Origin of the sequence: Mycobacterium sp. E136 (assembly GCF_001666865.1) — a bacterium.
Lineage (GTDB): Bacteria > Actinomycetota > Actinomycetes > Mycobacteriales > Mycobacteriaceae > Mycobacterium.
In genome coordinates, this window is the sequence record NZ_LZJE01000388.1 from 19,476 (window position 1) to 34,004 (window position 14,529).

4 protein-coding genes are annotated in these 14,529 nt (G+C 64.7%); 2 read left to right on the top strand and 2 right to left on the bottom strand.

The genetic code is table 11. From position 1 onward, the window contains the following. The first annotated feature begins 39 nt into the window (after positions 1 to 39). A complete protein-coding gene (locus tag A5698_RS26505; protein ID WP_068303209.1) occupies positions 40 to 11,067 on the top strand; it encodes a type I polyketide synthase in 11,028 nt (3,675 codons plus the stop codon). A gap of 10 nt (positions 11,068 to 11,077) precedes the next feature. Here A5698_RS26505 and A5698_RS26510 read toward each other — a convergent pair whose 3' ends face one another. After that, positions 11,078 to 12,157, bottom strand: a complete 1,080-nt coding sequence (locus A5698_RS26510; protein ID WP_068303213.1) for an NAD(P)H-dependent amine dehydrogenase family protein — start codon at positions 12,155 to 12,157, stop codon at positions 11,078 to 11,080. A 236-nt stretch (positions 12,158 to 12,393) separates the two neighbouring features. Between A5698_RS26510 and A5698_RS26515 the strand changes: the two genes are divergently transcribed. Beyond that, positions 12,394 to 14,232 (top strand): acyl-CoA dehydrogenase, encoded by a 1,839-nt coding sequence (locus A5698_RS26515; RefSeq protein WP_068303216.1) that lies wholly within the window; start codon positions 12,394 to 12,396, stop codon positions 14,230 to 14,232. A 67-nt stretch (positions 14,233 to 14,299) separates the two neighbouring features. Here A5698_RS26515 and A5698_RS28280 read toward each other — a convergent pair. After that, the coding region (locus tag A5698_RS28280) for a response regulator transcription factor (RefSeq protein ID WP_197506904.1) at positions 14,300 to 14,529 on the bottom strand (230 nt) is incomplete at its 5' end.

Sequence of the window (14,529 nt, forward strand, 5' to 3'; positions counted from 1 at the left end):
GCGACCACCTTCTGCGCCGAAGCAAGGGAGGACCACGGCATGGCATCCGCCGTACATCCGATCGAGCCCGCCTCGCGATTCGCAGTCATCGGTTACGCTGCGCGCTTCCCGGGCGCCCGGGACGTCGACGAGTTCTGGGAGGTACTGCGCGACGGTCGCGACGCAGTATCGGAGGTGCCAGAGGACCGGTGGGATGTCGACGAGTTCTTTGACACGGACCCGGACGCGCCCGGCAAGGTGGTGACACGTCGTGCCGGTTTCGTCGACGACGCGACCGGTTTCGACGCGCCGTTCTTCGGCGTATCCCCGCGCGAGGTCAGGTTGATGGACCCGCAGCATCGGCTGTTGCTGGAAACCGCTTGGCACGCCGTAGAGCATTCCGGAACGGCACCAACGGCTTTAGCCGGCACGAACACCGGGGTTTTTGTGGGGATGTCCACCCACGACTACCTGGGAATGGCGTCCGACGAGCTGACCTACCCGGAGATCGAGGCCTATATGGCCATCGGTACGTCGCATGCCGCGGCCGCGGGCCGGATCAGCTACAGGTTGGGATTGCAAGGACCCGCGGTCGCCGTCGACACGGCGTGCAGTTCGTCGCTGGTTGCCATTCATCAGGCGTGCCAAGCTCTGCGTTTGGGCGAATGTGACCTTGCCCTGGCAGGTGGCGTGAATCTGCTGCTCACACCGGCGACCATGATCACCTTTTCCAACGCACACATGCTCGCGCCCGACGGCAGATGCAAGACGTTCGACGCGGCCGCCGACGGCTATGTGCGGGGCGAGGGCTGCGGCGTCATCGTCGTCAAGCGGCTCGAGGACGCAATTCGGGACGGTGACCGGATTCGAGCCGTGATCCGCGGTAGCGCGATCAACCAAGACGGCGCGTCAGGTGGATTGACGGTGCCCAATGGCGTTTCACAGCAACGAGTTATCACCAATGCGTTGAAGCACGCCGGTGTGGAACCCAAAGCTGTCGGGTACCTGGAGGCGCACGGCACCGGGACCTCCTTGGGTGACCCAATCGAAGCCCAAGCCGCCGGTGCGGTGCTCGGCGACGGGCGAGAAACAAACCGACCACTGTTGCTCGGGTCGGTCAAGACGAACATCGGACATTTGGAGGCGGCCGCGGGGATCGCGGGTGTCATCAAGGTCATCCTGTCGCTCGAGAACGAGCTGTTGCCACAGCATCTTCACTTCCAGCAGCCGTCACCCCACATCCCGTGGGACCGGCTCCCCGTGAAGGTAGTCCAGAAGCCCGTCGCCTGGGAACGCAACGGCACGCCGCGTATCGCCGGAGTCAGCTCATTCGGGTTCGCGGGCACCAACGCTCACGTCGTCATCGAGGAAGCACCGTCCCACGAAACGACTGGGGTGGCCGACGATTGTGTCGTCTCACGTGTTGACCGCCGGTTCCATCTCCTTCCGCTGTCTGCGCGCACACCGACCGCTTTGGGCCAGCTCGCGGAGCGTTACCGCGACTGGTTGGTCGAACATCCGGAGGCCACGCTTGCCGATGTGTGTTACACCGCGGGGGCGGGGCGCGCGCACTTGGCTCACCGGGCGGCGGTCGTCGCCAACTCCAGAGAATCCGCCATCGAGCTACTCGGTGCACTGGCGGAAGACCGCCCGGCGCCGGGACTGGTCCGCGGAGAAAGCAATGAGGTGCCAAAGACGGCCTGGCTGTTCACTGGACAAGGCAGCCAGTACCCCGGAATGGCTCGGGAGTTGTTCGACACCGAGCCGGTATTCGCCGAGACGTTGCGGCGGTGCGCGGCTGCGGTCGACGACCTCCTCGAAAGACCCTTGCTCGACGTCATTTTCGATGTGGTCAGCCTGACCGACAATGACACGCTGCGGCAGACCTCCTACGCGCAGCCTGCGCTGTTCGCGGTGGAAATGGGGTTGGCCGCTCTCTGGCAGGCGTGGGGTATGGAACCAGATCTGGTGCTGGGTCACAGCGTCGGTCAGTACTCGGCGGCCTGTGTCGCAGGGGTGTTCAGCCTCGAAGACGGCGCCCGGCTAATAGCCGAACGCGGACGCCTGTTCGGCAGTTTGGCCAAGGGCGGCCGGATGGCCGCAATCTTCGCCGACGCCGACCGCGTCGAGAATCGAACCGATGAGTTCCCGAATCTGTCTGTCGCGGCATACAACGGGACGAACACCGTATTATCCGGTCCCGCAGAGGATCTGGAAAAAGCTGTGGCTGGATTGATGGCCGAGGGTGTCCGATGCGACTGGCTCGAAACCAGTCACGCGTTCCACTCGGCCCTTCTCGAGCCGATCCTCGACGATTTCGAAGCGTTCGCACAGCAGTTCCGCTTCAATCCGCCACAGCGAATCCTGATCGACAACCGCACCGGTGTGGCGCTCGGCAGGAGCGTCAAGCTCGACGGAGCTTACTGGCGCCGTCATGCACGCCAACCCGTGGAGTTCGCGAAAAGCGTGCGTACCCTCGCTGATCAGAACTGCAAGGTGCTGCTCGAGATCGGGCCGCGGCCAGTGCTTACCGCCACAGCTCTTGGAGCGTGGCCCGAATCGGGCACCGCGCCACGGGTGATCGCATCCCTGCGGGAAAACACCGCGGACCACCGACAGATCACCGAAGCGGCTGCCGATGCCTATGTCTCCGGCCACCTGCTCGACTTCGACGCACTGAAGCAGCCGCACGCTCGGAAAGTCGATCTGCCGCTCTACCCGTTCGAGCACCGCGAATACTGGTATCGCGATAACCGTGAACGACCTAACCAACAACAGAACGTCGACGGGCCTCGTACCGAAGCGGTACGCCTTCTCGAAGACGGCCGAATAGAAGAACTCGCAGCCCTACTCGACGGTTCGAATGCCGACCAGAGAACCCTCGCTGTACTGAACAAACTGTCAGCACAACACAACCGACAACGAGCGACTCGTTCAATCGCCGACGAACGCTACGAGGTGCGCTGGGAGAAGGCTGCTCCCTCTGGCTCCACCTCGGAAACCGCTGCGAACTGCAGTTGGCTTCTGATCACCGATGGCTCCGACGCGAACCAGCACCTGCTCGACACGCTGACCGCAGTTGGCCACCGCCACCGAATCGCCGAACTGCCGCTGTCGGACGCCGACGAAAAACGTCTCGAAGAGGCGTTAACTGCGGCAGCGCAGGATTCGCGGCTCCGTATCATGTACGTCCCCAACGTCGACGTCGGAAACAAACCGTCAGTCGAGTCACTACGGCGGATGCAACACGACGTCCTGAGCGGAATACGGGGGCTCTTTCGCGCAGTGGCCGCGTCTGGACTACGCGTGCCCATCTGGCTGGTGACACAGGGCGGCCAGAGAGTCATCGACGGGGACTACGTGGCACCCGATCAGAGTTGCGTCTGGGGATTCGGTCGCGCGGCAGCGCTCGAGCTCCCGCAAGTGTGGGGCGGACTGGCAGACTTGCCGCCGAGCAGGGAGATCCTGGCCGATGATTGGATTCGGTTGATCAACCGAATCGCAACGTCGACAGACTCCGCAGTCAAAGACGACCAATTCGCGCTGCGCGACGATGCTGATTTCGTTCCACGGCTGGTCCGACGTACCGGTCAGCCGAGTGGTGCACCGGTGGCACTGCGCGGTGACGCAACGTATTTGGTTACGGGCGGACTCGGTGCGATAGGACTGGAGATCGCCGGATACCTTGCTGCAGAAGGCGCTGGGCACCTCGTGCTGACCAGCCGACGCGCTCCCAACGAAGCCGTTGAACGTCGCATCAACGATCTGCGTGACCGCCATGGATGTGAAATCGGTGTCGTCACCGCCGACGTCGCCGATCCAGAGGCTGTCGCGAACCTGTTGAGTTCCGTGCGCGCAGAGTTCCCGCCGCTGGCCGGAATCGTTCATGCAGCGGGAGAGGTTGGCACCACTCCGTTGAGCGGGGCCGACTTCGAATCACAACAAGCCGAAGTGGACCGTGTCTTCGCGGGAAAGGTCTGGGGTGCATGGCATCTCAGTGAAGCGGCTGTTGACCTCGAACTCGACTTCTTCATCAGCACCTCGTCGATCGCCTCGGTCTGGGGCGGATACGGCCAGACCTCTTACGGCGCGGCGAACGCCTTCCTCGATGGGTTGGCGTGGCGCATGCGTGAGCAGGGTGTCTGTGGGTTCAGCGTCAACTTCGGCCCGTGGTCGACAGGGATGGCGGACGCGGAGTCCCGCGCGCGCTTGGATCAACGCGGTGTGAAGACGTTGTCGCCGGCCGATGCGCTGGCAGGTCTCTCCGATGTCGTCTCGACCTCCTCAACTCAAGGCGTTGTGGCCCGGATCGATTGGGCACGGTTTCTGCCGTTGTACCACCAGGCGGGTAAGCGAGCATTCCTGGCCCGCTTGGAGGACGAGGTGCCGCCGGAGCTGACCGCCCCAGCGGTGTTGCCATCGGGTAACACTCAATTCGTCGAGCAACTGATCAACGCTCCGGTGCAACAGCGCAGAAAGCTCGTGACCGACTACCTGCGCGGCGCGGTAGCAGAGGTCACCCGGGTAGATGCCGCCCAGATTCGCGAGGAGACGGGTTTCTTCGACCTCGGGATGGATTCGCTGATGGCCGTTGAGTTGCGGCGGCGCATCGAACAGGCGGTAGGACACGAGATTCCCATCACGCTCGTGATGGATCACCCCCGTCTGTCCGACGTCGTCGAGTATCTGCTCGGCGACGTCCTGGGCCTTACCGAGCAAGCCGCCCCCACATCGCCCCTCGCGTCAGCTGTAACGCCTACGGACGAACCGATCGCCGTCGTCGCAGTGTCGTGCCGTTTCCCGGCTGCGCCGGATCCGGAGGCTTTCTGGGAACTGCTGTCGGGCGGCGTGGACGCGATCCGGGAAGTCCCGGAGGACCGCTACGACATCGACGAGTTCTACGACCCGGATCCAGAGGCTCCCGGCAAGATCTACTCCCGCTTCGGCGGCTTCCTCGATGAGATCGACGGATTCGATCCCGAATTCTTCGGCATATCTCCTCGCGAGGCCGTTTGGATCGAGCCGCAGCAGCGCCTGACGCTCGAAACGGCGTGGGAGGGTTTGGAGCGGGCCGGTTATGCGCCGGCTGCGTTGCGCGGCAGTCGAACCGGCATCTTCATGGGAGTTGCGGCCAACGAGTACGCACACCTGCTGTCCTCCGAGTCGGTCGACAAGATCGAGCCGTACTTCATCACGGGCAACGCACTCAACGCGGTTTCCGGTCGCGTTGCCTTCGCCCTCGGACTGGAAGGACCGGCTGTCGCTGTCGACACCGCATGCAGTTCGGCGTTGGTAGCTGTACACCAAGCGTGCCAGGCATTGCACGCCGGTGACTGCGACATGGCTTTGGCCGGCGGGGTGAACGTTCTGTTGAGCCCGGTGACGGTGATCGCCGCGTCTCGCGCCAGGATGCTCTCTCCCGTCGGGCGATGCAAAACCTTCGACGCTTCAGCGGACGGTTACGTCCGTAGTGAAGGCTGCGGCATCCTCGTGCTGAAGCGGCTCAGCGACGCCGTTCGCGATGGCGACCGACTCCTCGCGGTCATCTCCGGCAGCGGTGTCAATCAGGACGGCGCTTCCAGCGGTCTGACGGTGCCCAATGGTGGTGCACAGCAACGGCTTATCGATGCCGTGCTGGCTCGCGCCGGCGTGGCGGGTAGCGAAGTCGACTACCTCGAGGCGCACGGGACCGGCACCCCGCTGGGTGATCCGATCGAGGTACAGGCAGCGGCGGCCGCATACGGCGCCGCACGCGACCCGAACCGACCGCTGTTGATGGGATCGGTGAAGACCAATGTCGGCCACCTCGAATCAGCGTCAGGTGCCGCAGGTCTGATCAAGGTGGTGCTGGCGCTGCAGAACGGGTTGTTACCGCGGAGCCTGCATTTCGACAACCCATCGCCGCACATCCCGTGGGACTCACTGCCGGTGCGTGTCGTCGACGAGGCGATTCCGTGGCAGACCAACGGCAGGCCGCGCCGCGCCGGTGTGAGCTCCTTCGGATTCACCGGCACCAACGCCCATGTGCTGATAGAGGAGGCACCGGCGCCCGCGGCCCCCGAAGTGTCGACGAGTATCGAAACTGAAGATTCTCCGCAGTCATCGGCCGAAGTGCAGCCCGTCCATGTACTGCCGCTCTCCGCGCGATCACCCGAAGCATTGGCCGCACTGGCCCGGCGGTACGGCGCCTGGTTCGACAACAATCCGACCGCCGACCTCGCCGACGTGTGCCTCACCGCCGGTACGTCGCGTTCCCACTTCGAGCACCGCGCTGCGTTGGTCGTCGATTCGGTTCAGAGCGCCCACGAGGGCATGGCCGAGTTGGCCGAGAATCGGCAGCGCCCAGGTGTGCTGCGCGGCGAGTGTGGTGATCGACCGACAACAGCGTGGTTGTTCACCGGACAGGGCAGTCAGTATCCGGGGATGGCGCGTGAGTTGTTCGATACTGAGCCAGTTTTCGCCGAAACGGTGAGACGCTGCGCAGATGCGGTTGGCGGAATGCTTCCGCGCCCGTTGCTGGATGTCCTCTTCTCCACTGACCGTGCTGACGCAGGAGTGTTGCAACACACATCGTTCGCGCAGCCGGCGCTTTTCGCGGTTGAGATGGGCCTCGCCCGCTTGTGGCAGTCGTGGGGCGTCGAGCCTGATGTCGTCCTCGGCCATAGTGTGGGTCAGTACGCCGCCGCATGTGTAGCCGGGGTCTTTAGCCTGGAGGATGGTGCGCGGCTGATGGCCGAGCGCGGGCGGTTGTTCGGCAGTCTGCCCGAAGGCGGGCGCATGGTGGCGATATTCACCGACGCAAAGTTGGTCGAGGAAGTTGCCGGCGGCTTCCCCCGGGTGTCGGTCGGTGCCTACAACGGGCCGAACACCGTGCTTTCCGGTCCCGGCGAGGATCTGGAACAGATCGTCGCCAAAATCAGTGATGAAGGGATCCGGTGCACCTGGCTCGACACCAGCCACGCCTTCCACTCCGAATTGCTAGACCCTGTGCTGGGTGAATTCGAGTCATACGCCGCGCAAATGGATTTTGCAGCTCCGACACTTCCGCTAGTGTGCAACCGCACGGGTGCCGTGCTCACGCCTCAGACGCCGCTCGATGCTCAGTACTGGCGGCGACACTCTCGCCAGCCTGTGCAATTCGCCGAAAGTGTCCGCACCGTAGCTGCGCTCGGGTGCTCGGTGTTGATGGAGATCGGTCCTCAACCGGTGCTGACCGGCGCCGCGGTGCAGGTCTGGCCGGAGCACATGCCAGCGCCGCGGGCTGTGGTTTCTCTGCGTAAAGGTGTCGGCGACCGACGCCAGATCGCCGACGGGCTGGCCTCCGCTTACGTCGGTGGCCACTGTCTGGACTTCGCGGCCTTGCATCGTCAGCGCCGTCGCAAGGTCGAACTACCGACGTATCCGTTCCAGCGCCGCCGCTTCTGGCCCAAGACGTCCGGTATCACCGTAGACGGTCCTGCCGTCTCCGGATTGCTGGGGAGCGCAAAGGATCTCGCGTCGGGCGACTCCGTATATACCACCCGGCTGTCCGTCAAATCGCAGCCCTGGTTGTGTGATCACGTCATCTACGGGACGGTGGTCGTTCCAGGTGCCACGTATGTGGCGATGGTCCTGGCTGCCGTCGGCGCGCCGGCCCGGGCGAAGGACATCTTCTTCTACGAACCGATTATCCTGCCTGACAAGAGTTCTCGCGAAGTGCAGTTGACGCTGCATCCACTCGAGAACGAAGGCGAGCTGAGCTTCACACTTCATAGTCGTCCGTTCGGGGTTCGTGATGCCGAATGGTCGCTGAATGCCGATGGCACCGTCGTGGGAGCCGACTCGACGGCCGCCGAGGAATCGGTTGCGCAGAGCGAGGAGCCGATCAGCGAAGCGGTCGAGCGACTGGGCCGCATGCGCACTCAAGACTTGTTCGAAACCTTCGCCGATGCCGAACTCGTCTGGGGGCCAACGTGGTCCAGCTCTCTCAAGTCACTCTGGGTCGGTGAGGGCGAGGCGGTCGGCGACATCCTCGTCGGCGAGAATCTCGCCGACCATCTAGGCGCCGAGCCGATGCACCCAGTGCTGATGGATCTGTGCACCGGTGTCACCTTCCCGGCGTTCCCGTCACACCTCGCGCTCGAACGAGGGGTCAACGACATGTTCCTGCCGTTGCGGTACGGGGAGGTGTGGCTGAAAGAGAGGATCCCTCGCAGGTTCTACTGCCGCGCGAAGTGGCACGCCAGTGGTGTGGACAACGAAACTCAGGTTTTCGATCTGGATTTCGTCGATCGCGACGGCCGGCTGCTGGGAGGGATTCGCGAATTCACGGTCAAACGCGCACCGCGTGAAGCGCTGCTTCGCGGCCTTGGCGGGGATGTCACCCGATTGCTTTACACCCTCGGCTGGCACGAGGTGCCGCTACCGCCGCACAGTGACGATGCGGCGCCGACTAACGGCACCTGGCTGATCGCCGGTTTCGACGAACTCGCGCGCACGGTGCCCGGATGTATTCCCTTCGACCGGATCACCGATTCGGCGACTTTGGGAGAGTTATTGTTGGACGCCTATGAGCGCGGGGCCGGGTTCTCCGGCGTCGTGTGGCGTGCAACCGTCCCCCAGACCGACGAGTCGAGCGCCGAGATCACCGCGCGGCTCGAAACCGAGATCATCAACCTCCTCAGCGCTGTGCACACGGTGCAAGGTGGTTCGGGCAATGACGGGGTGAAGCTCCCCGGCGGCATGTGGATCGTTACCGAGCAGGCAGTGGCCACTGAGTCTGGCGAGCCGGTCGACCCCGTGCAGGCTGCGTTGTGGGGCTTCGGGCGTACCACGATCAACGAGGAGCCCGCGGCGCGCGTCAAATTGGTCGACACCGACGGTTCGCCGGATGCGGTGCGCATACTCGCCAACATTTTGGGCACACCGATCGACGAACCCGAACTCGCCGTACGCCAAGGAAAACTGTTGGCTTCGAGGCTATTGCCCTGGGCTCGCAGCGGGCACCTCACCGTTCCGCGCTCATCGGACTACGTCCTTCTACCCACTGAGCGCGGTGCGATCGACAATCTGCGCCTAACCGAGGTGGAGTTGTCGCCACCGGGCGAAGGTTACGTGCAAGTCCAGGTCGAGGCCGCCGGCCTCAACTTCCGAGATGTGCTCAACGTGTTGGGTCTGTACCCGGGCGATCCCGGGCCCATCGGCGGCGACTTCGCCGGCATCGTCACGCAACTGGGTGACGGAGTCACGGGCGTCGAGGTGGGCCAACGCGTCTACGGTTTCATGCAGGGCGCCTTCTGCAGCCGGTTCAATGTTCCGCTCCAGCTGGTGGCACCGATTCCCAAAGGCCTGAGCGCGGTTGCGGCGGCGACCATTCCCGCCGCGGCACTGACGGTTCGGCTGGCGTTTGACTGGGCGCAGCTGAAGGCAGGCGACCGCGTGCTTATTCACGCGGCAAGCGGCGGCGTAGGCCTTTACGCCGTCCAGATGGCGCTGCAGCACGGTGCCATCGTCTTCGCAACTGCCAGCAAGTACAAGCGTTCGACGCTGCGCAAGATGGGTGTGAAGTACGTATATGACTCGCGTACAACGGATTTCGCTGATCAGATTTTGGCGGACACCGACGGCGCGGGAGTCGATGTTGTGCTCAATAGCTTGACCAACGAGGGATTCGTCGAGGCTACCGTGCGGGCCACCGCTCGCAACGGGCGCTTCGCCGAAATCGCCAAGCGCGATATTTGGACGCCCGAGCAGATGGCGGCGGCCCGACCGGATATCGCCTACGAGATCGTCGCGCTGGATCTCACAGCTCTGCAGAATCCCGACCACGTCAAGCGGTTGCTGATCGAGGTCTCGGACGGCATGGCCAGCCGCGAATGGAAGCCGCTGCCCGCCGAGATTTACCCGATCACCGAGGCAAGGGCGGCGTTCCGCCGCATGCAGCAGGCGCGCCACATCGGCAAGATAGTGCTGCAGATCCCGAATCCGTTACAGCCGAAGCCCGATCGGAGCTATCTGATCACCGGCGGACTCGGGGCGATCGGTCTACGCACCGCGGCGTACCTGGCGCAGCTTGGGGCCGGTGACATCGTCCTGACCAGCCGTCGTGAACCCGATGCCCTTGCGCAGCGCACGATTGACGAGATCACCGAGCGCTACAAGTGCCGCATTCACACCCTCTGCGCCGACGTCGGCGACGAGGCCGAGGTGTCGCGGTTGCTGGACCGGATCCGTGCGGAGTTGCCGCCGCTCGCCGGTGTCGCGCATCTGGCCGGGGTGCTCGACGATGCCCTGCTGTCTCAGCAGGATCTCGACCGCTTCCGGACCACGTTGCGACCCAAGGCTTTCGGCGCCTACCACCTCAACCAATTGACGCAGGACGACGACCTTGACTTCTTCATCGTCTCGTCGTCGGTGTCGAGCGTCTTCGGCTCGCCCGGCCAGGCGAACTACGCGACGGCCAATGCGCTGCTCGACGGCCTGGTCGCGCGGCGTCGTGCGCAGGGCCTGCCCGCGACAGGCGTGAACTTCGGGCCGTGGGCCGACGGCGGGATGGCGTCGTCGGAGGCCGTGCGCGCCAACCTCAATGCGCAGGGCTTGGTGCCGTTGGAGCCGTCGACGGCGCTCAGCGCACTCGCCGAGGTGGTCGCGAACGGCACCGGCCAGGCGACCGTCGTCAAGGCGAACTGGCAGCGAGCCGCGAAGTTGTTGGGCGCCGCCCGGCCACCGATCCTCGATCTCGTGCTGCCGCGCCCCGAGGGTGAGGTGACCGGCGACAGCGAGCTGCTTCGCCAGTTGCAGGAGATCCCGGTGCCGCAGCGCGCGGGTTTCGTCACCGAGTTCCTACAGCGCGAGGTGCAGAACTTCCTGCGGCTTGCGCAGCCGCCCGCCGCGACGAGTCGCTTCCTGGACCTCGGGACCGATTCGCTGATGGCGATCGAGCTGCGCAACCGGTTGCACAGCCAGTTCGGCGGCGCCTTCACGATCAACGCGACGGCGGTGTTTGACTATCCGACCATCGGCGGGCTCGCCGAGTATCTCGTCGGCCAGCTAACCGACGCCGAGGGCGCGGAACCCCCGGCGGAGCAACCGGTTTCGGAGGCAGACTGAGCCCGCCGGGCTAAGCCCAGCGCTGGGCCTGCACCTCGGGCGGCAACATCGTCTGCAGTGGCACGTCAAGCCCGTCGTAGATGCCGGGCTTCTGCTCGACCAGCCATGCCAGCGCGCCGAGCAGCCGGTTCGCGGCAGTCGTGTTGCCGCCGTCGGCGCGGGTACCGCCTGGCACGTCGGCGCGGGTGGTGATCGTCAGCCGCGGGTCGCCGTCGATGATCACGCGGTGATCGCCAACGCCTTCGTCGGGATACGGCCAATCCGGTGCGCAGGACGCGTGGATGCGAGTGATGTGGTCGATGACGATGCGCTCGCGTCCACCCGACTTGCCGATCACTTTCAACCAGAACGCACCCTGGGTGCCCTTCTCGAAGGTGCCCATGACCGTCTCGACGGATTCCTCCAGCGGGCGCCGTTCGACCTCTTCGGCGATCTCGTCGATATCCATTCCGAGACTGCGGCCGACCAGGCGAATGTTGCCGCCCCACACCATCGTCGGGATCGACGGCAGCAACATCATCGGCGTCTCGTCCATGGAACCGCCGAACCCGCACGACACCTTCACCGCGAAGGGCTGGTTGTAGGTGGAGTAGTCGAAGATCTCCTGGCAGTGGATGGTCTCGATCCTGGTACACAGCCCGGCGGCGATCACCGCGAGCGCGTCGTTGCCCCAGCCCGGGTCGACGCCGCTGACGAGCAGCGTCGAGTTGCCCTCCTCGGCGGCGCGGGTGAGCCGGTCGACCCACTCGGGCGGCGCCGAGCGCGGGTCGTAGAGCGAATACAGCGACGGCGTCACCACATGCCGGCCCGCCCGCAGGCAGCGTTCGATGTCGGCGACCGCGTCGTCGGGACGGATGTCGCCGGACGCCATGTACGCGACGGCATCGCAGCCCGCCAACGCGGCGTCGACATCGGTGGTGGCGGACACGCCGGAAGGGCCGTCGAGCGCAGCGAACTCGGCCGCGTCTTTATCCGCCTTGTCCTGCGAGGACGTGATGACGCCTGCCAGTTCCAATCCCGGGAAAGCGGTCGTCGAGCGGATGGCCGAGGACCCCATGTTGCCCGTCCCCCAGACCGCGACGCGAAGCATCGCAACACCCTATCCGGGTGCGCGTGACGATTCTCACAGAGGGTCGAAGCGCCCGGTCAGACACCTGTCAACTGCGGATTTGAGGCACCGACCAACCGGGCGGTTAGTTAGTCACAAGAAATTGTTTTGAGGTGGTTTGAGTTGAAGTTACTGATGGGTATAGTTCAGCCAGTTACTGGTGGGTAACTTAAGCAAGAAGTACCCAACCAAAGTGGCCGTCTCACCGAGGAGGAACTGTGAGCCACTACAAGAGCAACGTTCGTGACCAGGTATTCAACCTGTTCGAGGTCTTCGGGGTTGACAAGGCGCTGGGCGAAGGTGACTACACCGATCTCGACGTCGACACCGCCCGCGAGATGCTCGGCGAGATCGCCCGGTTGGCTGAGGGCCCGATCGCAGAGTCGTTCTCCGACGCCGACCGCAACCCCCCGACGTTCGACCCCAACACTCACGCGGTGACGCTCCCCGACTCGTTCAAGAAGTCGATGCGCGCGCTGCTCGAGGGTGGCTGGGACAAGGTCGGCCTCGGCGAGGAGCTCGGTGGCATGCCGATGCCCCGCGCACTGCAGTGGGCGCTGATCGAGCACGTGCTCGGCGCCAACCCCGCCGCCTACATGTACGCGATGGGCGCGGGCATGTGCGAGATCTTCTACAACAACGGCACCGACGAGCAGAAGAAGTGGGCCGTGCTGGCCGCCGAGCGCGGCTGGGGCGCCACGATGGTGCTGACCGAGCCCGACGCGGGCTCCGACGTCGGCGCCGGCCGCACCAAGGCTGTTCAGCAGCCGGACGGCACCTGGCACATCGACGGCGTCAAGCGCTTCATCACCTCGGGTGATTCCGACGACCTGTTCGAAAACATCATGCATCTGGTGCTGGCCCGCCCCGAGGGCGCCGGCCCGGGCACCAAGGGTCTGTCGCTGTTCTTCGTGCCGAAGTACCACTTCGACCCGGAGACCGGTGAGCCCGGTGAGCGCAACGGTGTGTTCGTCACCAACGTCGAGCACAAGATGGGCCTGAAGGTCTCGGCCACCTGTGAGCTGTCCCTTGGTCAGCACGGCACCCCCGCCGTTGGCTGGTTGGTCGGCGAGGTGCACGACGGCATCGCGCAGATGTTCGACGTCATCGAGCAGGCCCGAATGATGGTGGGCACCAAGGCGATCGCCACGCTGTCGACCGGCTACCTGAACGCGCTCGAGTACGCCAAGGAGCGTGTGCAGGGCGCCGACATGACGCAGATGACCGACAAGACGGCGCCGCGCGTCACCATCACGCACCACCCCGACGTGCGTCGTTCGCTGATGACTCAGAAGGCTTACGCCGAGGGTCTGCGCGCGCTGTACCTCTACACGGCGACCTACCAGGACGCCCCGGTGGCCAAGGCCGTGCACGATGTGGACGCCGAGCTGGCCGCGCGGGTCAACGACCTGATGCTGCCGATCGTCAAGGGTGTCGGCTCGGAGCAGGCGTACGCCAAGCTCACCGAGAGCCTGCAGACCTTCGGTGGTTCGGGCTTCCTGCAGGACTACCCGATCGAGCAGTACATCCGCGACGCCAAGATCGATTCGCTCTACGAGGGCACCACCGCCATCCAGGCGCAGGACTTCTTCTTCCGCAAGATTGTCCGCGACAAGGGTGTGGCGCTGGCTCACGTGGCCGGGCAGATCGAGCAGTTCGTCAAGAACGAGTCGGGTAACGGTCGGCTGAAGGCCGAGCGTGCGCTTCTGGCCACCGCGCTGGAGGACGTCCAGGCCATGGCAGCGTCGCTCACCGGCTATCTGATGGCGGCGCAGGAGAACTCGTCCGAGCTGTACAAGGTCGGCCTGGGCTCGGTGCGCTTCCTGATGAGCGTCGGCGACCTGGTCATCGGTTGGCTGCTGCAACACCACGCCGTGGTGGCCATCGACAAGCTCGACGCGGGTGTCAGCGGTGACGACGACCGCGCCTTCTACGAGGGCAAGGTCGCGGTGGCGTCGTTCTTCGCGAAGAACTTCCTGCCGATGCTCACCAGCACGCGCCAGATCATCGAAAACCTCGACAACGAGGTGATGGAACTCGACGAGGCGGCCTTCTAAGCTTCTTCTGCCGCTTCGCAACCAAAACCGCCCCCGGTCTCTTCCCGGGGGCGTTTTTGGTTGTGGGCTACGACTTCAGGTACGAGAGCACGGCCAGCACGCGGCGGTGATGCGCATCCGACGGCGGCAGCCCGAGCTTGACGAAGATGGCCGAGACGTGCTTCTCGACGGCGCGTTCGGTGATCGAGAGATTTTGCGCGAGCGCGCTGTTCGAATGTCCCTCGGCCATCAGCGCCAGCACCTCCCGTTCGCGTGGGGTGAGCCCCGCGAGCCCATCGGGGCTACGCCGGCCGAACA

Coding starts and splice junctions, on each gene's coding strand:
- A5698_RS26510 (WP_068303213.1), bottom strand. CDS start 12,157: ATGCTTCGCGTCGCGGTCTGGGGGACGGGCAACATGGGGTCCTCGGCC.
- A5698_RS26505 (WP_068303209.1), top strand. CDS start 40: ATGGCATCCGCCGTACATCCGATCGAGCCCGCCTCGCGATTCGCAGTC.